The organism is uncultured Campylobacter sp. (genome assembly GCF_938015785.1).
GTDB lineage: Bacteria > Campylobacterota > Campylobacteria > Campylobacterales > Campylobacteraceae > Campylobacter_B.
In genome coordinates this window covers 1-18,539 of sequence record NZ_CALLWC010000044.1, presented here as the reverse complement: position 1 = coordinate 18,539, position 18,539 = coordinate 1, and the positions used below count along the sequence as shown (strand labels likewise).

The window sequence follows — 18,539 nt, the reverse complement described above, 5'->3', positions numbered from 1 at the left end:
CTCCGCGCTCGCGCCTAAATTTCTTCTTTTATCAAACTTCCTATGCCGCCGTCCGTGAAAAGCTCAAGCAGGATAGAGTGCGGAATTTTGCCGTTGATGATATGCGCGGCATTTGCGCCGTTTCGCACGCACTGCAGGCACGCATCGACTTTGGGGATCATGCCGCCTGCGATCGTGCCGTCCTTTTTAAGCTTCGAAATTAGCGCGGCATCGAGCTTGCTGATTAAATTTCCTTCTTTATCGAGCACTCCGTCAATGTCGCTTAAAAATATCGCCTTGCTCGCTTTTAGCGCGGCTGCAATCCTGCTGGCGCAGAGATCGGCGTTGATATTAAAGCTCACGTTTTCGTCCGTCTCGCCGCCCGCAAGCGGGGCGATCACCGGCAGATAGTCCTTTTGCAGCAGGTCGTTTATCAGTTTGGTGTTTACCTCGGTGATCTCGCCTACGAAGCCGTATTTTTTCTCATCGAGGAATTTTGCCCTCAAAAGCCCGCCGTCCTTGCCGCTGATACCGATCGCGGGCGCGCCGTTTTGGTTCAAAAGCGCCGTGATCTCTTTATTTACCGCGCCGCTTAGCACCATCTCGGTAATTTCGATCGCGTCTTTATTCGTTACGCGAAGCCCGTCCTTAAACTCGCTCTGCACGCCGATCTTATCCAGGGTCTGATTGATCTTTTTGCCGCCGCCGTGCACGACAATGATCTTGATGCCGACCATATGCAAAAGCACGATGTCGCGGGCAAAATCAAGCTTGAGCGCATCGTCGGTTTGCGCCGCACCGCCGTATTTGACGACGAAAATTTTATCTCTAAATTTACGGATATAAGGCAGCGCGGAGATGATGACTTCGGCGGTTTTGCTCTTTTTTATCATAAAATTCCTTTAAAAACCTTATTTTATCATAGCTTGGTTTATGTAGTTTTGAATTTCGCGTATAAAGTTTTCGCTTAGCTTTAAATTTAGCAAAATCACCGAAATTTCCGCGCCCAAATCCCTTAATTTCACGTAATCTTTCGCCGTGCAAAGGATATGCTCCGCGCCCTCGCGCCTTAGCAGCTCTAAAATCTGCTCTTTTTTGAAATCATAATGATCGGGGAAAAATGCGTGAGCTTTTGCGAGCGGCAAAAACTCTTGCAAGCGCCAAGGTTTGGCGATAGCGCTGATTAAGATCGTGCGGGATCTCTCAAAGCTCGCCTCTTTGGAATTTAAAATTTTATCCGCAGCCGCGGGGTTTAAATTTAAAATTTCATCTGCCGCGCGATTTAAATTTAAATCCGAAATTTCATCCGCAGGATTTAAAATTTCATCCGTGTCGTTTAGCCCCTCTTGCAGATCCGCCGCCGAAATGATTTTAAGCTCCTGCGAAATGTCGCTCGGAGAGGGTATGAAATCCGTAAATTTATAAAAAAACGGCGGGTAGCGATACGCGGCGAACGGCAGACAAAAGGGTAGCTTCGGCGCGCTTTGCGGGCGCAGCAAAATATCAAATTTAGAGATATTAAATTTAGAAAATCCGTCGTCCAAGATCACGAGCTCAAAGCCGAGAGTTTGCGCGCGCAAAATCCCTGCGGCGCGATCTTCGCTAACGATCACGTTTGCGCCGCGCAAAAACAGCGCGTATTCCATCGCCTCATCTCCGCTTTGCTCCACGTCGCAAAGTACCCGTCCGCCGAGCGCTACTTCGAGCAAGCCTCTGCTTTTGCGCCCGTATCCGCGAAGGATGATGCAGGTTTTAAACTCCCCGTTAAATTCTTTAAAAAGCGCCCGCACTAGCGGGGTTTTTCCGCTGCCGCCGAGGGTTAAATTTCCGACGCTGATTATTGGAATTTTAAATTTTTGCGGCTTAGCAAAGAGCCTTTTTAGGCAGGCGATCAGCGTATAAAGTAGCGAAAGAGGTGCTAAAATCACCCCTAGCGCAAGCCACGCGGGGCTCGGGTCGTATAGGTTTCGCTCGATTAGGAGTTTAAACACGATTTTGCGCTATCTCTTTGATTTGCTCGCAGATGTAGCTCACATCATCGTCGCTAAGCGCCGTGTAGATCGGCAGGGATAAAATTTGCTGATAGTTTTTAAGCGCATTCGGGAAATCATTGACCTTGTAATTATATTTGCTTTTGTAATAGCTTAGCAGATGCACCGGCACATAGTGCAGCGAAACGCTCACTCCGCGTGAAATCAGCGCCTTGGCGAAATCGTCGCGGTTTTTGTCGATCTTTACGATGAATTGAGTATAGATATGCTCCTCGCTGTCGCTTGGAAGCGTCACGTGAGGGCAGTTTGCGAGCTGCTCGCGATACGCTGCGGCGATCTGCTTACGGCGCTTTATAAAGGTATCGGTTTTTGCAAACTGGGCGATTGCGTAGGCGGAATTTATGGCGTCAAGATCGTATTTTTGACCGATGCGATCGACGTCGTAGGTAAAGGACATATTGCCGTCTTTGTAAAAGGCGTCTCCAACGATGCCGCCGTTTCTTAAAATTTGCGCGGCGCTTGCGATCTCATCGTCGTTCGTAACGAAAAAGCCCGCCGTAGAGATCGCGTCTTGCGCTTGAGGATTGATCTGAAAGCACGATATGAGCGAGCTTTTAAGCGCTCCGATTTTTGCGCCCTTATAGGTAGCGCCCATAGCGCGGCACGCATCGTCGATGAGGATGATATTTTCGTTTTTGGCAACCTCGCTGATGGCGTCTATATCCGCAGCAAGCCCCGCGATGTGCGAGATGAAAGCGCATTTTAGCTTCTTGTGGCGGTTCTGATCTATCGTGCGAGCAAGGCTTTCGCTCGTGATATTAAAGCTTATCGGATCGATATCTACGAAAACGGGCTCGGCGTCGAAGTGGCGGATCACTTCGGCGACGTTGGGGAAGGAATTTACGGAGCATAAAATTTTATCTCCGCGCTTAATATCCATCGCACAAAGCGCTAGATGCAGCGCCGTCGTGCCGCTCGTAGTCGATACGGCATGCTTTACGCCGAAGTATTTACAAATATCCTCTTCAAAAATTTCGCTATATCTTATATCGCTATTGTAGAGGGCGCTTTTAATTAAGTCTTCCTCTTTTTTATCGATTTGAGCCTTATAAAACGGTATCTCTTTCATAAATCTCTCCTTAGTGTGTGGGCTCTATGCGGGCGACCGCGGGCGCGCGAAGCTTAAAATTATTTTTAAGAATTCTACGGACGATAAATTTCACCAGCTCTTGATTGTGGCGCGAGTTTTGCAGATATTTTAGATCGTTTGCGGTTATTTGCTCGCCTGAGCGAAATTTCGTCCGCAGCGTTTCGTGCGAAAAAATATCTCTTAGCACACTATCTAAGATCTCGTAGCTGTATCCAAGCTCACGTTCGTCGCTTTGATTTTCCCATAGATCGGCGCTGGGAGCTTTTTTTATGATCGCATCGTCTATGCATAAAATTTTTGCAAATTTAAACAGATCGGTTTTAAAAATTTCTCCGATCGGATTAAACGCGCAGGCCATATCACCGTAGATCGTGCCGTAGCCGAGCATCCGCTCGCTAAGATTGCTCGTGCCTACGACTACGCCGCGTTTAGCCGCGCTGTAATCATAAAGCAAGCTCATGCGTATTCGCGCGGCGAAATTTCCGATGCGAAGCGGGCTTGCACCGGGATTTAAAGCGGTAAAATTTTCTACAAATGGTGCGATCTCTTGGATTTCGTAGGCGATATTAAAGGATTCGCAGTGAAAGATCGCGTCGGCCATATTTTCTAAATTTGAACCCGCACTAGGTAGGATAAGCCCGTAAGTGGGGATCTCGGTAAGTGCACAAAGCGCAGAAACCACGGCGCTGTCAAGCCCACCGCTGATACCCACTACAAAGGCGTCCGCACCTGTTTCATCGAGTCTCTCCGATAAAAAATCGGTCAGTTGCGGCAGCAAATCGTCCAAGAACATAATATTTAGCCTTAAAATTTTACGTTAAATTGCGCGAATTTTAACTATTTTTGGCTAAATTACGGCTTTAATTTAAGCTTAAAAGGAGGATTTAAATGCAAATTTTAAAAAAAGCTTTCGGTGAATACGTGACGAATTGCTACATCGTAAAGGGCGAGCAGGGCGATCTAGTGATCGATCCGGGCGAGGGCAGTTTTGATTGGGTGATGCAAAATACGGGAAAGATCGCCGCGGTTTTGAATACGCACGGGCATTTCGATCATATTTACGACGACGCCAAGCTGCAAAGGGCGGGCGCTAAAATTTATATCCACGAGGAAGATGCTTTTATGCTGCGGGCGGATCCTTTTGAGACGATGCCCGAGCCCATAGAAGCTGACGTACTAGTAAAAGGGCAGGAGCAAAGCTTTGAAATAGCGGGCTTTAACGTTAAATTTAGTCTTTTTGCCGGACATACGCCGGGCAGCTGTATGATTGAAGTGGACGGCGTGATCTTTAGCGGCGACGTCATATTTAAAGGCTCTATCGGCAGGGGGGGTTTTCCCTTTTCAAGCGGCGAGCAGATGAGAGAGTCTTTGCGTAAAATTTTGCAGATAAAGGGCGATTTTACGCTCTATCCGGGGCACGGAGCAAATACTAGCCTAGTGGCCGAGAGGCAAAATTTAAAATATTTTTTGCAGCTTTTTAAGCGCTGATCGTTTAAATTTAATTGCGCTTCGTTGCACAATAAGCGGCGAAGCGGCGAAGTGGCGTGAAGCCGGTCGGCGTTAAATTTTATACCGCTTTATTCGCGGGCACCGGAATTGATGCCGCTTTGCTCGCATTGTAGGCGCCAAAATTTACAGCTTTATTTGCCGCTGCGGGCGTTAAATTTTGCGCTGCGTTCGCACGATGCGCGCATTGGCGTGCGCTGCGCAGATAAAATTTTAAAATTTACCGCCGCTTGATTAAATTTAGCAAAATTTCGCACTGCCGCGCATGCAAGACGCAAAGCGTAACGCGTGCGGGAGGAGGCTAAATTTAAATTAGCGCCGCCGTACTGATCCCAGCCGCTACAATGCGATCTAATCTGGCTCAAGCTCGCTAAATTTAGCTAAATTTCACATCCCGCCGAATGCAAAATTTTCCCCGCGAGTCGATAAATTCAGTAAATTTTACGCGTTTTTAAAGGCGCAGATCACGCCCGAAGCCGCACGTAGATACGCCGCGGGGCGGGGTAGCCCTCGATCGTGCGCGAGCTATCGAGCGGGTCTAGGAAATTCTCCAGGCTCTGCCCGTCGATCCACTCCGTTTTGCGCTGCTCGCTAGCATCCGTGGGCTTTTGAGCCAAAATTTCAAAATCTCTGAATTTCGCCCGTTCGCACCAATTTTGTAGCGCGCCGACGGTCGGGACGAAGTAGATATTTGAAATTTTTGAGTAGCTGTTTTTCGGGCACAGCGCGAAATCGCCCGTTCCTTCGATATACATCGTGTCTAAAAACACCTCGCCGTCCGTATTTAGCGAGGTGCGCAGATCTTTTAGCATCTTTACGGGGTCGCTGCGATGGTAGATTACGCCGAGGCAGAAGATCGTATCGAATTTGTGCTCGTAAAAGGGCAGATGCTCCACACCCAAAAGCTCGAATTTCGCGCCGCTGCGGAGGAATTTCTCGATGAAGCGAAATTGCAGATAAAATAGCGCGCTCGGGTCAAACCCCACTAGCCGCGCAGGCGCTAGCTCGCTTGCGCGAAACATATAGTAGCCGTTGTTGCAGCCCACGTCAGCGACGGTTTTGCCGCTCAGATTTAAAAACGGCCGCAGCAGGTTAAATTTTACGAAACTTCGCCACTCGGCGTCGATAAAAAGATCATTCAGCGCAAAAGGCCCCTTGCGCCACGGCTTTAGCGCTCGCGCGATACGCAAAATTTCATCTCTCTGATCCGCTTTCGCGCTAAAGCTCGCCCGCACGACGTCACCGCACTCGCAGTCGCACTCGCCTATTTGTAGCGCCTCGATCGCGCTTAAAATTTCGCGGTTTTGCCCGCTTTGCAGCTTTTTAAAGTTCTCGTCTCTGATTTTTTGCAGATCCATTTTTAATCCTAAAATTTCAAATTTAGCACCATTTTAACATAAAATTTTATCCATTTTAAGGCGCAAAGAGATAAAATCGACTTGCAATTCAAGCAAAGGAGCAAAAATGCAAGAAGCAAAAACGAGAAAATTCAGTCTCAGGTTTAATCACGAAATTTCAAGTAGTGGCGCAGAGGTGCGGCTTTGGCTGCCGTTAGTGCTGCAAGAGCCCTATCAGAGGTTGCTTGGCGAATATCATGCCCGCTCAAATGCACAAGAGTCGGCTATCTGCGGAGATCATATAAGCACGTACTACGCGCGCTTCGCACCCGATAAAGAGGTAAGAGCGGGTGTCGGCAAATACGGCGAGCAAGGTGTCGTAGGCGAAGATGACGATTATTTTGAGCTTAGCTTCGATATTGAAATTTCAGAGCGAAATACCGATTTTAGCAAGGTAAGCTTTAATGAAAACGAGCGCTTGAGCCCCGAGATCGAGGAGTTTTTAAAGCCTTCAAAGCTAATTCCGGTAGAAGGCGCTGCGAAACAAAAATCAGACGAGATCACCGGCTCGCTTAAAGGCGATCTGGAAAAGGCGCGCGCGATTTATGAGTGGGTCGCAAAAAATATGAGTCGCGATAATAGCGTGATCGCATGCGGCAGCGGCGATGCAGCGGCGATTTTAAGCAGCGGCAAGCTAAGCGGCAAATGCGCCGATATTAATAGCGTGTTCGTTGCGCTCTGCAGGGCAGCGGGCATTCCTGCTCGCGCTATTTACGGCATCCGCACGGGCGCAGCGCAGAAATTTTCGCCTGAAATGGGCGTCATGGGTGCCCTAAACGGCGGTGTGCTTGAAATTTCGGGCGCGCAGCATTGCAGAGCGGAATTTTATCTAAAAGGCTATGGCTGGATCCCTGTCGATCCTGCGGACGTCGCAAAGGTGCGACTCGGCGAAGGCTTAAGCGAGGATGACTCCAAACTCGCGCGAGTGCGGGAGTATCTTTTCGGCAACTGGGAGCCGTGCTGGCTGGGCTTTAACTACGCTCGCGAAATCGTGCTAAATTCGCGCCCGGCGCACGTTCCGATTGAAATTTTTTCGCATCCGTATTGCGAAGTGGGCGGCACGCCGAAAGATCCGTACTCGCCTAAAAATTTTATCTACGAGTATTTTTCGCGAGAAATTTAATCCTCTGACGGCTTGCATTTTACCGCCGCAATTTGGCTTAAGCTAAGCCGCCGCGCTTCGTCGAGGCTCAACCATTTCATCGAAGCGTACGCTTGGCTTTGCGACAGCGGCGCTTTTGCGTGGTTTTGCCTACGCCGCTGTATACTACCTGCGCGCCTAGTTTGCGGGCTATCACGCCCGCTTTGGCGAAATTTCGCGCTATGTCTTTGGGCGAAATTTTGAAATTTTAAAATTCCGCGGCGAGCAAAATTCTAAAATTTTAAAGCGAGCGAAATTTTGAAATTTTAAATATGGATAGAATTTTAAAATTTACGGCTTGCGGAATTTTAAAATTTAGCAATTTCAAAGCCGCAAAAGGCTAAAATTAGCGCGTAAATTAGGGCTAAGGCTTAGCCACTTTATTTTGAAGGCATTTCATGCAAAGACGCGATTTTTTAAGAAACACTGCGATTTTAGGCGCCGTTATGGCAACTCCGAGTACCATTTTGGGCGGGGAAAAAGTCATTGGCAAAAAGAGAGCTTTCGGGCTATCGCTAAATCACGAAATTTTGGAGAAGGGTAAGCAGACGCGGCTTTGGATACCGCTTCCTCTTATCACGGAATATCAAAAAGTAAGCGACGTAAAATTTGACGGTAATTTCAACGATCCGTCCGTGGACTACGGCGAAATTCCGACGCTCTATGCCGGCTACGTCGGTGTGGCAAAGCCCACGCTAAACATTAAATTTAGCGTCGAGACCTTTGAGCGAAATACCGATTTTAGCAAGGTAAAATTTAATCCGAACGAAAAGCTTAACCCCGAGGTGGCGAAGTTTTTAGAGCCTAGCACGCAGATTCAAATCGACGGCGTCGTTAAGCAAAAATCAGACGAGATCGCAGGCGGCATCAAGGGCGATTTGGAAAAGGCGCGCGCGATTTATACGTGGGTGGCGAACACTATGCAGCGCGATAACAGTGTGCTAGGCTGCGGGCTAGGGGACGTGAAGCAAATTTTAAGTAGCGGCAAGCTAAGCGGCAAATGCACCGACATAAATAGCGTTTTCGTTGCACTTTGCCGCGCGCAGGGTATCGCCGCAAGAGAGATGTTTGGCATCCGCGTCGGCGCGTCGAGATTTAGCGCTCAAATGGGCGCCGCGCCTAAAGACGGCGTCAGCCATATCTCGGGCGCGCAGCACTGCAGGGCGGAATTTTATCTCAAAGGCTACGGCTGGATCCCAGTCGATCCCGCGGACGTTACAAAGGTGCGATTGGGCGAGAAGCTAAGCAATGACGACAGCAAGCTCATTAAAATCCGCGAGTATTTATTCGGCAACTGGGAGATGTGCTGGATCGGCTTTAACTACGGCAGAGACTTCACGCTAAGCCCACGCCCAGCGCAGTTTCCGATCAATAATTTCGGCTATCCTTACGGCGAAGTGGACGGCAACACGCTTAATTACTACTCGCCGAAAGATTTCAGCTACGATTACAGATCGAAAGAGTTGTAGCGGTTCGCGTTTTGCTATGCGGCACGTCGAACTACTTGAGCTTTTTGAGTAGGTATACAAGAAAGGCTTCCCGCTAGACGACTTTGGGCGGATGTGTAAAAGCGCGCCTAATCTACGTGCTGCCGCGTCTGCATCAGAAAAGATTCTGCGTCTTATTTGGCGTGTAATTTTAAAATTTTTAGAATTTTGCGAGCGACATGGCGGCGAAATTTTGAAATTTTAAAGCGAGCAAAATTTTGAAATTTTTCGGCGCGAAATTTTAAAATTTACGGCTTGCGGAATTTAAAATTTCGCCTCTTTGCCACTCTGTGCGAAATTTGGTAGCGGTAAAATTTGCAGATAAAATTCCACGCCTAAAGCCGACGAGGGCGCGACAAGATTATTAAGATTATACTTAAAGGCAAAATTTGAAAACCGAACTAGAAAATCCCGCGCAAGAAACCTTGACGCAAAAGCGAGAATATCCTGGCAAAAATCGCTTCAGCACGCGCAGTCTGTGGCTGATATTTGCCGCGATTTTTAGCGCAGTCGCGGCGACTTTTTGCTGTCTGCCTGCGCTTTTATTTTTGATTTTCGGCGCGAGTTTTTCCATTTTTTCAGGCGCGGAGGCGCTGGAAGGTTACCGCGCGCCGCTTTCTACGTTAGCACTTTTTTGCTTCGCGCTCTCGGCGTTTTTCTTTTTCAAAAAGTCGCGCGCATGCTCGCTGCAAAGCAGGCGTAAAAAGTGGATCCTGATTTACGTGCTCTTAGGAGCCCTGCTTGCCTTTATGCTTACATATCCCGAAATTTTAGGAGAGCTTTATGTGTAAAATTTTGTTTTTGATGCTTGGATTTACGGCGCTTTTTGCCGACAAAGAGGTTAAAATTTACGTGGAAAAAATCCACTGCCCGCTCTGCACCACAATCGTGCGAAAGACGCTTTTGCAAACGCCAGGCGTGATAAGCGCGAAGGTTTCGCAGCAGAGCAAAACCGCGACCGTCGTAGCAAAAGATGACGCAAACGAGACTGCGATGCTTGAGGCGATCGCAAAAACGGGCTATGAAGGCGTAATCGTAAAATAAAAATCCCCCTACGAAATTCGGACTAAATTTTAAATAAAATTCTTGCTAAATTTCGGTAAAATTCCTGTGATTTGCATAAAATTTCATTTTGCGCGGCTTACCTGCGGCGTAAACTAGCGCGATTGAAATTCTGCGCGTATTTTGCGGAAGCGCTATGTCGGCGCGGTCGCGTTTAAATTTAGCAGAATTTCGTAAGCGCTTAAGCGAGTGCGGTTGCTTTTAAATTCAACGGGTGTGTCGCAATAACGCGCGGATATAATAAATTCAAAAGGAGCAAACATGCAAAAAAACGAGGTTATGAACGATTTTAAGAGGCTGTGCGAGATACCGCACTGTAGCTGCGAAACGGAGCAGATGAGGGAGTTTTTGGCGGATTTTGCGCGCTCCCAGGGCTTTAGCGTGAACATCGATCAGGCGAGCAATATCCACGCCGTAAAGGGCGAGCCTAAAATCTGTCTGCAAAGCCACTACGACATGGTTTGCGTGGGTGCAGCGCCGCATTTAGAGCTCATCGAAGAGGGCGGCATACTAAGGGCGAAAAACTCGACTCTAGGCGCTGATGATGGCATCGGCGTGGCGATGATGATGGGCGCGATGCGGGAGTTTGCGAATTTAGAGTGCCTATTTACCAACGACGAAGAGGTTGGGCTCGTGGGCGCAAACGCCTTTAAGGGTAAAATTTTATCGCCTAATCTGCTAAATTTAGACAGCGAAGAAGATGACCGCGTAACGCTGGGCTGTGCCGGCGGCATAAACGTGAGCGCGAAAATCGGCGCCGCGAGCGTCAAAAAGAGCGGTAAAATTTACGAGATCGGCGTTACCGGGCTTAGCGGCGGGCACTCGGGCAACGAGATACATAAAAATATCCCAAACGCGACGAAGCTGCTGGCGAAATTCCTCGCCGAGGAGGGCTGTGAGCTAATCAGCCTAGATTTTGGCGAGAGGAGTAACTCGATCCCCGCAAACGCCGTGTGTAAGGCGTTATGTGCGCATGAGCCAAAGCAGCGCGGCCTAGCGTGGGTAAAGAGCCTAGGCGAGGGCGAAGCGGACGTACTGGTAAATAGCGGTAAAATTTTGGCGCTCATCAACTCCTTCGCTCAGGGCGTGCGCAGCTACGACACGCAGCTTGGTATGGTAAACGAAAGCATAAATCTCTCGACCGTTAAGCAAAAAGAGGGCGTGATCGAGTTTGACTTTTTCGGACGCGCGATGAAGCGAGATGGGCTCGAAAATCTAGGCTTTGAGACAGCTACGTTAGCTAGCGCGCTGGGCTTTGAGGTTAGAGTAACCGACCGCTCGGCGAACTGGGCGCCGTGCATCAGCGACTTTGCCCATCTGGTGCTTGAGGAACTGCAAAAACAAAAGCCGCAGGCTAAATTTGCCGCCGTGCACGCAGGCCTTGAGTGCGGCGTACTGGTCGCAAAACAGCCCGAGCTGCAAGCCTGCTCCATAGGCCCAAACATCCACTCGCCTCACTCGGTGAACGAGCACTGCGAGATAGCGTCGGTGGAGATGGTAGCAGAGGTAGTAAGAAACATAATCGCTAGACTTCAGTAGCTTAGGACGGCTTGTCTTTTTCCTTTATACGTCGTTGGAAACTCGGTCGGCTTCGGTCACGTATTGCGTATACGCTCCCTAGCCTCCGTCGTTTCCGCCTAGTCTAAAGAAAAAATACTTCGCCTTTAAAATTTAACGGCGGTTTCTCTTTTGAGCGTCTTTATAGAAATTACGCTTGCGGCGTCGCTACGTTGGTTTTGAAAGAAATTTGAAAATTTTAATCTGCGACGGACTTTATTCCTAGTCTTGATTAAAATTTTCTGCACAACTTTCAAAATCATCTCGCGATACTTAGCCTTAAAATTTTGCGGTTAAAATTATTGTTTTAATTAAGGAGTATGCGAATGAAAAAGATATTACGACTAGCATTGATCGCCGTTTTGTGCGCTTTTGGCGTGGCCTGCGCGATGGCGGTGGATCTGTCGTCCAAACAAAAAACTTTTATAAATAATACGCAAACCGTAAATAATGATTTAAAAGGAGATAAAATGAAAAGCCAGATCAAAAATTTTCTGCAAAATTGCGAGCAGATCGCTAAATCACAAGCAAAGCGATACGAAAACCGCAGCCCTTTCGCAACTAAAATTCCACCCGTTTTTATACTGCCTTATGATGAATTTGAGAAAAAATACGGCTCAAATTTATATTTGGATGGTAGTTTTGACGTGCTGGTGTTTGAGGGCGATCTTAGCCTGTCGGGAGGCACGCTAAATTCCTCTTGGCTTAAGGATAAATTTAACGACGCGGGCGGTAAAAATAGCGCACGAGCGATGTTTGTTAATGGAAATTTATTTATCAGCGGCGATATCGTCGATGATGATTATCTGTTTTTGCAAGTCGCCAAAGATACGGCGTGCAATTATCTGCATTCGCAGGACGGCGTTATCGCAATCGGCGGCAATCTAACGGCGCTTTGGGGCATAAGCGGCGAATACAACGACGGAATGTTGCAGGTTTTTGGAAAAACGCAAGCGCCGTATATCGTCTCAAACGACCACGCGATGCCTGATCATAGCGCTAGCGAATGCGTCTATGTCCTAGACGGACAGATCGGTCAAAGCTACCTGGGCGCGCTTGATGGTTGGGAATTTTTTCAAAATTGCGAGCTGATGTTTAAGGACGGAATTTGCGAAGATGAGCATCAGATCGATATTTCTGCCTTTTTTAAATTCGTAAAAAAGGGTGTTAATCCGCTAGTGGATTTTAAAACTTTTGAAGCTAGAAAAGCCGCCTGGGACGAAGAAAATGAAGAGCAGGAGCCCGAATACGCGGGCGATCTGCCCAAAAATTCCGAGACTATCGCCGAGACGATATATTTAGAAAATTTCAGCGGCAGCGATGAGGAGCTATACGAGTACATAGTGAGCGAATTCGGGGCTATAGAAAAAATAGATGATGAAAGCGAAAAATACGCTTATGGCGGCAGAGCTTTCAAGCTGTCTATCATTGCGGCGAGGATGGCGGAAAATTGGCGGCTGATTACCGAGCGTTACTCTGCACGGCAGATAGACGAGCTACGCAAAATCATCATTAAGAGCGCGACGAATTTAGCCGATTATTTTTTAAAAATCGGCGATAAAAAACAGCTTGCGTTCATCTATGAATTTTTAAACGATGATGCGGTAAGCATCGAAAAAGACGAGCCGTTTTTATACGAAACGCTGGTGCGCGCGGGCCTAGCGCTGCAAGATTACGATAGCACTTACGCGCTAGTGTCCGTCATCGATAAAAAGTCCGAATTTTTGCCGCAGGAGATGGCAAAAAGCATCGCGGACGTGATTAAAAGCGAAGGATACCGGGCTTGGCTGGCAAAGCAGTAGGCTCCGAAAAGTAAAATTTCATAAAATTTAAATCCGTAAAATTTAACTCGCGAACATAGACTTAAATTTTACGGAAAATTCTTATCCTTGCTGCTGCACATCCCGTTTAAAAAGCACTCCTTACAGTTTGGCTTGATCGCTTTACAGGTGTAGCGGCCAAAAAGCACCATGCCTTGGTGCAGCTTACCAAGATCCGTTTTAAAAGCCTCGCTCAGATCGCGCTCCGTAAGCTCGGGCGTCTTTGCACGGCTCAGCCCTAGGCGATGCGCGACGCGAAAGACGTGCGTATCCACCGCCATCACGTTTGCGCCCGCGCCCTCCAAAAGCACGACGTGAGCGGTCTTTTGCCCCACGCCCGCAAGAGATTTGAGCCCCGTTTCATCAAGCGGCACGACGCCGCCAAAGTCGCTAACCACCGCCTGTGCCATTTTGATCAAATTTACCGCTTTGTTGTTGTAGAAATTGCACGAGCTAATTAGCAGTTTAACGCTCGCCAGATTGGCCTTTGCGAGCTCTGCAACGCTAGGAAATTCCGCAAAAAAGCGCGGCGTGATCAAATTTACCCGCTTGTCGGTACACTGCGCGCTAAGCATCACGCAGACCAAAAGCTGATAGTTGTCTTTAAATTTCAGCTCGCTGCGCTCTTCCGCAAAGTTTTGCAAAATTCTCTTTTTTATCTCTAAAATATCTTTTTTACTTCTCATTTGCATTTCCTCAAGGCGGAATTCTACCCTAAAATTCTAAAGTACAGTTTGATTGTTAACAACTTTGAGTTATAATCGCCGTTAAAATTTTTTTAAGGAATTGTGATGAAAAAAGTTTTATTTACAGCACTTAGTTTGGCTGCCGCTATCAGCCTTAACGCTACCGTTTACGCTACCGTAAATGGCAAAGATGTAACCGAAAAAGAGCTTGCTCCGCTACTTCAAGGCATAGGCAATGTAGATATCGCCGCTCTTAATGCAGAGCAAAAAAAGGAGCTTATCGATAAAGGCATTGATCTGATGCTGCTAACGGATGAAGCTAAAAAATCGGGCGTTATGGATGAGGACGTTTATAAAAAAGAGCTTGAAATCGTAAAAGATAACTTAGCGCTTCGTGTATGGCAGGCTAAAGAAGCCAGTAAAATAAATATCGACGATAAAGAAATAGCCGATTTTTATAACAAAAACAAGGCGCGCTTTACCGAGCCTGCGAGAATCAAAGCGGCTCAGATCGTCGTTAAAACCGAAGCTGAGGCAAACGATATTATTAAGCAGTTAAAAGGGCTTAGCGACAGTGCACTATTTACTAAATTTGCAGAGCTTGCCAAAGCTAAATCTATCGATCCGCAGGCTAAACAAACCGGCGGCGAGCTAGGCTGGATGCCTAGCGATCAGGTCAAGCCTTTTGCCGATGCTATCTCTAAGATAAAAGATGGTCAAATCACTACTAAAGCGATTAGAAGCAGGGTTGGATATCACGTCGTGTTAAAAGAGGAGTCTCAAGCTAAAAAGCAGCTTAGCCAAAGCGAGGCAAAGCCTTTTATAGAGCGCGTACTTAGACAGCAAAAAGCGGCGAAAGTAGTCGAGCAAAAAGCGGCAGATCTTCACAAAAACGCTAAAATCGAGTATAAATAATATAGGAGCTAAAAATGGGCGTTTTAGATATAGTAAAGCCGGGCGTTTTAAGCGGCGATGACGTAAGTAAGGTCTATGCGTATGCGAAGCAGCAGGGCTTTGCGATCCCTGCGGTAAACGTAGTGGGGAGCAACTCCATAAACGCCGTCTTGGAAAGCGCTAAAATCGCAAATTCGCCCGTTATCATTCAGTTTAGCAACGGCGGCGCGGCGTTTTATGCGGGTGCCGCTTGCCCTAATGCCGCAGTTTTAGGCGCTATCGCAGGTGCGCATCAAGTGCATGCTTTGGCGGCTCATTACGGCGTCGCGGTAATTTTGCATACCGATCATGCCGCAAGGAAGCTGCTTCCGTGGATCGATGAGCTTATTAAAGCTAATGCCGCTCATAAAAAAGCTCACGGCGTGCCGCTTTTTAGCTCGCACATGCTCGATCTTAGCGAGGATGATTTGGAGTTAAATTTAGCCACCTGCGAGAAGTATTTGGAAATTTTAAGCGATCTTGGAGTTTCGCTTGAGATCGAGCTTGGCGTCACAGGCGGCGAAGAGGATGGCGTCGATAATACCGGCGTCGATAACGCGCGGCTTTACACCCAGCCTGCAGATGTCGCACTCGCCTATGAGCGACTTGGCAAAATCAGCGATAGATTCAGCATTGCAGCAAGCTTCGGCAACGTCCACGGCGTGTATAAACCGGGCAATGTCGTGCTGAGACCTGAAATTTTAAAAAATTCGCAAAAATTCGTGCGCGAGAAATTTAATCTGCAATCCGAAAAGCCCGTAAATTTCGTCTTTCACGGCGGCAGCGGCAGCGAGACCTCCGACATCAAGGCAGCCGTTAGCTACGGCGTGATAAAGATGAATATCGACACCGACACGCAGTGGGCGTTTTGGGACGGCGTGCGTGCTTATGAGGCCAAAAATCGCGGCTATTTGCAAGCTCAAATCGGCAATCCGGAAGGCGAGGATAAACCGAATAAAAAATTCTACGATCCTCGCAAATGGCTGAGAGCAGGCGAGCAGAGTATGGTGGCGCGCTTGCAGGTCGCATTTGACAATCTAAATTGCCTAAATAGGAACTAATATGGATCGCCCGAATAACGAAGTGCTCGATATTACGCTACCTGAGGCGAAGGAGCGCTCGCTAGCGGGCGTTTTTTTTAAGATCGCAGCTCTGCCGATCGCGGTTTTTGTGGTGTTTTTGCTGGGCTATTTGGGACTTATCGGGCTGAAGGTAGAAACGCACTCAATCCTGATGCTTGCAGTTTTGCTTATTATTGCACTAATTTTAGCTCGTCATAATGCAGAATACGGCTGCTTAAATTTTCAAAATAATATCGATGATTTCAAGCGTGAGCTAAAGAATTACATCGTCGCCAATCTCTTAAGTATCGGCGGTAAGAAAAAATCCGATGCTAGCTTTGATCTTTTTGTGGACGAATACGGCTACTCGCTACGTAATCAAAACTACGCTTCCGTCGCGTCGGCAGTCTTTCCGATGCTTGGAATTTTAGGAACTTTCATCTCGATTGCGATTTCGATGCCACACTTTTCCTCAAGCAATATCGATGGGCTAGAAACCGAGATTGCGCAGCTTCTAGGCGGCGTAGGTACAGCATTTTACGTCTCGATCTATGGAATCTTTTTGGCGCTTTGGTGGATATATTTCGAGAAAAAGGGCATCAGCAAATATGAGCGTCTGCTCATCAAATACAAAAATTCTACTAAAAATTTCTTCTGGAACAAAGACGAGATCACGCAGGGCTATCTGAGCGAAATTTTAAACGCTAATTCTGAAATTTCGCGCTCATTTGCGATGATGAGCTCTACGAATTTTACCGAAAGGCTAAACCGCCTAATCGATGAAAAAATCGGCGCTTTTGAAAGCGTGATGGAAGCTGAGAAGCGAAGTATGGCGATTACACAAGAAGAGCTTGAAAAAGCAGGAGAGATGATCCAAAGGACAAATCTTGCTCACGGTGAGCTAGATAAGAGCTTCGCTCAAATTTTATCTGCGCTTAAGTCCGTATCTGCAAGCCTAATCGAAATTCAAAACGGAATTTCCGCGCAGTATCTAAGCCAGTCCAAGGCTTTAACGGACGGACAAGGCGAGCTGGCTAACGTTACGAATGCATTAAGCGCTCAAATAAAGAGCCTAAATGCCTCCTTAGGTGGGTTTGCGGGCGAAATTTCAAGTTCGCAGAATGCTTACGCCGCTAAAATTGACGCTAGCTTTAGGGGGCTAAGCGCGGATTTGAAGGCACTTTTAGCTGGAGAGGGCGCTGCGCGAACGAGCAACGAAAGCATCATCGAAGAGCTTCGCAAAACGCTTGCGAGCATCGATGAAAAAGCACTTTTAGATGAAAACGAATAACGAAGAAAAAGAGACCTTTTGGATTGCGTACGCCGATTTGATGGCGGGACTGCTTTTCGTTTTCGTGCTTTTAGTAGGCGGCATCATCGTCAAATACTTCCTCACGCAAAGCAACCTGCAAGAGAAAGAAAGCCAAATTTCAAGCGCGCTAGCAAGCCTGCAAAGCCAGGAGAAAAAAAGCGCCGAGCTTGAAGCGCTGAATAAAATTTTTAGCGATCAGCTCGAGAAGCTAAATATCGAAAACACCGATCTTCGAAAGCAAAATTCCATCTACTTCATACAGATCGAAGATCTGACCGAGATGGCGGAGAGGTTGAAAAAAGAGAATTTAGACATAAACTCGCTTCTGCAAAAAACGCGCGAGGACGCCAACGCTACGATCAGCCAAAACGAGCTTAAAATCGCCTTTTTGCTCGATCAGCTCACGCAGAAGCAGAGCGATTTTAATAAAATTTTGCAGGATCTCAACGTCACGAAAAACCGCATCCGCAACCTAACCGGAATGAAGGTCAAGATCATCGCCGATCTGAAGGAGAAGCTGGGTGGCAAGATCCGCATCGACAACGAAAGCGGCGCGATGACGCTAAGCTCGTCGATCCTTTTCGACAAAGGCTCAAGCGAGCTGAAAGAGAGCGCCAAAGAGACGCTCCGCTCGACGCTGCAGAGCTATTTCGCCGCGCTTTTGAATAACGACGAAATTCGCGAAAATTTAGATCAGATCATCATCGAGGGGCACACGGACAGCGACGGCGGGTATTTGTATAACTTAGAGCTCTCGCAAAATAGGGCGTTTGCGGTGATGGATTTCATCAATTCGTGGAATAAAGATGAGCGACTGCAAAAATATCTCATAGCCAGCGGTCGCAGCTACACGCAGCCCGTGATGCGCAGAGGCGTCGAGGACAAGGACGCCAGCCGCCGCATCGAGATCAAATTTACCCTTTCAAACAAAGAGGCGATGGATGAGATCAGGAAATTTTTGCAGTTCGATGCGAACGCTACGAATTAGTGGCTCACCCTTAACGGCTCGCTCGAAATTTTAGCCCGCAAAAAAGAGGGCTTAAAATTTTAAAATTCCTAAAGAATTAACGTCTCATCTGAAATTTTAACGGTGGCGGAACGTATCCTTTTATTTTGGCGCGAATGGGTTTAAATTTTAAGTCCGCGCATTTTGCGCGCTTTTAGTACCGCCGCGCGGATAATATGGTTTAAATTTAGACCTTTAAATTTAAGCCACAAATTTAAACGGGCTTAACGGGCGGCTTAAAATTTAAATGGATCAAAAACCTTGCTCGTTTAGTTTTTTATAGGTGTAGCAACTGCGTTTAATCCCTAGATCGCAGGCTTTACCATAGTATTTTTTCGCCATACTCTTATCTTTTTTTACCCCTTTGCCGGATTCATATAAATATCCAAGATTATTGCACCCTTCGGCAATTTCTAAATCACAAGCCTTGGAAAATAATTTATTTGCTATT

General features: G+C 47.3%; 18 protein-coding genes. 11 read left to right on the top strand and 7 right to left on the bottom strand.

Annotation, left to right across the window (positions count from 1 at the left end):
• Positions 1-14 precede the first annotated feature (14 nt).
• From argB to nadE, 4 genes are read right to left on the bottom strand one after another with little or no spacing between them, the layout of a single operon-like run.
• Positions 15-872 (bottom strand): acetylglutamate kinase, encoded by an 858-nt coding sequence (argB, locus tag Q0393_RS06325; protein WP_298978791.1) that lies wholly within the window; start codon positions 870-872, stop codon positions 15-17.
• A gap of 18 nt (positions 873-890) precedes the next feature.
• Positions 891-1,970, bottom strand: coding sequence for a tetraacyldisaccharide 4'-kinase (locus Q0393_RS06320; protein ID WP_298978789.1), 1,080 nt, complete (start codon positions 1,968-1,970; stop codon positions 891-893).
• Positions 1,963-3,099, bottom strand: coding sequence for a DegT/DnrJ/EryC1/StrS aminotransferase family protein (locus Q0393_RS06315; RefSeq protein WP_298978787.1), 1,137 nt, complete (start codon positions 3,097-3,099; stop codon positions 1,963-1,965). The genes Q0393_RS06320 and Q0393_RS06315 overlap by 8 nt, the downstream gene beginning before the upstream one ends.
• A 10-nt stretch (positions 3,100-3,109) precedes the next feature.
• Positions 3,110-3,913, bottom strand: a complete 804-nt coding sequence (nadE, locus tag Q0393_RS06310; RefSeq protein ID WP_298978785.1) for an NAD(+) synthase — start codon at positions 3,911-3,913, stop codon at positions 3,110-3,112.
• A 95-nt stretch (positions 3,914-4,008) separates the two neighbouring features.
• Between nadE and Q0393_RS06305 the strand changes: the two genes are divergently transcribed.
• On the top strand, positions 4,009-4,608 hold the full coding sequence (locus Q0393_RS06305) for an MBL fold metallo-hydrolase (RefSeq protein WP_298978783.1): 600 nt from the start codon (positions 4,009-4,011) through the stop codon (positions 4,606-4,608).
• Positions 4,609-5,090: 482 nt separating this feature from the next.
• Here the strand turns inward: Q0393_RS06305 and cmoB are convergent, their stop codons facing one another.
• Complete coding sequence (gene cmoB, locus Q0393_RS06300; protein ID WP_298978780.1) at positions 5,091-5,984, bottom strand: tRNA 5-methoxyuridine(34)/uridine 5-oxyacetic acid(34) synthase CmoB; 894 nt, start codon at positions 5,982-5,984, stop codon at positions 5,091-5,093.
• Positions 5,985-6,090: 106 nt separating this feature from the next.
• Here cmoB and Q0393_RS06295 point away from each other — a divergent pair, with 106 nt between their 5' ends.
• The 6 genes from Q0393_RS06295 to Q0393_RS06270 all read left to right on the top strand — a co-directional run bounded on the left by Q0393_RS06295 (position 6,091) and on the right by Q0393_RS06270 (position 13,072).
• Complete coding sequence (locus tag Q0393_RS06295) at positions 6,091-7,146, top strand: transglutaminase-like domain-containing protein (protein WP_298978778.1); 1,056 nt, start codon at positions 6,091-6,093, stop codon at positions 7,144-7,146.
• A 416-nt stretch (positions 7,147-7,562) separates the two neighbouring features.
• Positions 7,563-8,633: a transglutaminase-like domain-containing protein gene (locus Q0393_RS06290; protein WP_298978777.1), complete on the top strand. Its 1,071-nt coding sequence runs from the start codon at positions 7,563-7,565 to the stop codon at positions 8,631-8,633.
• 407 nt (positions 8,634-9,040) lie between these two features.
• Entirely contained in the window at positions 9,041-9,442 is a 402-nt protein-coding gene (locus tag Q0393_RS06285) for an aryl sulfotransferase (protein WP_298978775.1), read from the top strand.
• Positions 9,435-9,695 carry a heavy metal-associated domain-containing protein gene (locus Q0393_RS06280; RefSeq protein WP_298978774.1) on the top strand — a complete coding sequence of 87 codons (261 nt, stop codon included), beginning with the start codon at positions 9,435-9,437 and terminating at the stop codon, positions 9,693-9,695. The genes Q0393_RS06285 and Q0393_RS06280 overlap by 8 nt, the downstream gene beginning before the upstream one ends.
• Before the next feature lie 279 nt (positions 9,696-9,974).
• On the top strand, positions 9,975-11,252 hold the full coding sequence (locus tag Q0393_RS06275) for a M20/M25/M40 family metallo-hydrolase (protein WP_298978772.1): 1,278 nt from the start codon (positions 9,975-9,977) through the stop codon (positions 11,250-11,252).
• 344 nt (positions 11,253-11,596) lie between these two features.
• Complete coding sequence (locus Q0393_RS06270) at positions 11,597-13,072, top strand: hypothetical protein (RefSeq protein ID WP_298978770.1); 1,476 nt, start codon at positions 11,597-11,599, stop codon at positions 13,070-13,072.
• A 68-nt stretch (positions 13,073-13,140) separates the two neighbouring features.
• Here Q0393_RS06270 and nth read toward each other — a convergent pair whose 3' ends face one another.
• A complete protein-coding gene (nth, locus tag Q0393_RS06265; protein ID WP_298978768.1) occupies positions 13,141-13,776 on the bottom strand; it encodes an endonuclease III in 636 nt (211 codons plus the stop codon).
• 105 nt (positions 13,777-13,881) lie between these two features.
• On the opposite strand from nth, the gene Q0393_RS06260 reads away from it, so the two are divergent.
• The 4 genes from Q0393_RS06260 to Q0393_RS06245 are packed head-to-tail and all read left to right on the top strand — an operon-like array spanning position 13,882 to position 18,070.
• Positions 13,882-14,691, top strand: a complete 810-nt coding sequence (locus tag Q0393_RS06260; RefSeq protein WP_297924405.1) for a peptidyl-prolyl cis-trans isomerase — start codon at positions 13,882-13,884, stop codon at positions 14,689-14,691.
• Positions 14,692-14,705: 14 nt separating this feature from the next.
• Positions 14,706-15,770 (top strand): class II fructose-bisphosphate aldolase, encoded by a 1,065-nt coding sequence (gene fbaA / locus Q0393_RS06255; protein WP_298978767.1) that lies wholly within the window; start codon positions 14,706-14,708, stop codon positions 15,768-15,770.
• A gap of 1 nt (position 15,771) precedes the next feature.
• A complete protein-coding gene (locus Q0393_RS06250; protein WP_298978766.1) occupies positions 15,772-17,061 on the top strand; it encodes a MotA/TolQ/ExbB proton channel family protein in 1,290 nt (429 codons plus the stop codon).
• Positions 17,048-18,070: an OmpA family protein gene (locus Q0393_RS06245; protein WP_298978765.1), complete on the top strand. Its 1,023-nt coding sequence runs from the start codon at positions 17,048-17,050 to the stop codon at positions 18,068-18,070. The genes Q0393_RS06250 and Q0393_RS06245 overlap by 14 nt, the downstream gene beginning before the upstream one ends.
• Before the next feature lie 270 nt (positions 18,071-18,340).
• Here Q0393_RS06245 and Q0393_RS06240 read toward each other — a convergent pair.
• Positions 18,341-18,539, bottom strand: a 199-nt coding sequence (locus tag Q0393_RS06240; RefSeq protein WP_367179176.1) for a tetratricopeptide repeat protein, incomplete at its 5' end; no start/stop codon positions are given.

Bases quoted from the DNA above. Each gene is read 5' to 3' on its own strand.
- argB (WP_298978791.1), bottom strand. From the start codon at position 872: ATGATAAAAAAGAGCAAAACCGCCGAAGTCATCATCTCCGCGCTGCCT.
- Q0393_RS06315 (WP_298978787.1), bottom strand. From the start codon at position 3,099: ATGAAAGAGATACCGTTTTATAAGGCTCAAATCGATAAAAAAGAGGAA.
- nadE (WP_298978785.1), bottom strand. From the start codon at position 3,913: ATGTTCTTGGACGATTTGCTGCCGCAACTGACCGATTTTTTATCGGAG.
- Q0393_RS06305 (WP_298978783.1), top strand. From the start codon at position 4,009: ATGCAAATTTTAAAAAAAGCTTTCGGTGAATACGTGACGAATTGCTAC.
- cmoB (WP_298978780.1), bottom strand. From the start codon at position 5,984: ATGGATCTGCAAAAAATCAGAGACGAGAACTTTAAAAAGCTGCAAAGC.
- Q0393_RS06295 (WP_298978778.1), top strand. From the start codon at position 6,091: ATGCAAGAAGCAAAAACGAGAAAATTCAGTCTCAGGTTTAATCACGAA.
- Q0393_RS06290 (WP_298978777.1), top strand. From the start codon at position 7,563: ATGCAAAGACGCGATTTTTTAAGAAACACTGCGATTTTAGGCGCCGTT.
- Q0393_RS06280 (WP_298978774.1), top strand. From the start codon at position 9,435: ATGTGTAAAATTTTGTTTTTGATGCTTGGATTTACGGCGCTTTTTGCC.
- Q0393_RS06275 (WP_298978772.1), top strand. From the start codon at position 9,975: ATGCAAAAAAACGAGGTTATGAACGATTTTAAGAGGCTGTGCGAGATA.
- Q0393_RS06270 (WP_298978770.1), top strand. From the start codon at position 11,597: ATGAAAAAGATATTACGACTAGCATTGATCGCCGTTTTGTGCGCTTTT.
- nth (WP_298978768.1), bottom strand. From the start codon at position 13,776: ATGAGAAGTAAAAAAGATATTTTAGAGATAAAAAAGAGAATTTTGCAA.
- Q0393_RS06260 (WP_297924405.1), top strand. From the start codon at position 13,882: ATGAAAAAAGTTTTATTTACAGCACTTAGTTTGGCTGCCGCTATCAGC.
- fbaA (WP_298978767.1), top strand. From the start codon at position 14,706: ATGGGCGTTTTAGATATAGTAAAGCCGGGCGTTTTAAGCGGCGATGAC.
- Q0393_RS06250 (WP_298978766.1), top strand. From the start codon at position 15,772: ATGGATCGCCCGAATAACGAAGTGCTCGATATTACGCTACCTGAGGCG.
- Q0393_RS06245 (WP_298978765.1), top strand. From the start codon at position 17,048: ATGAAAACGAATAACGAAGAAAAAGAGACCTTTTGGATTGCGTACGCC.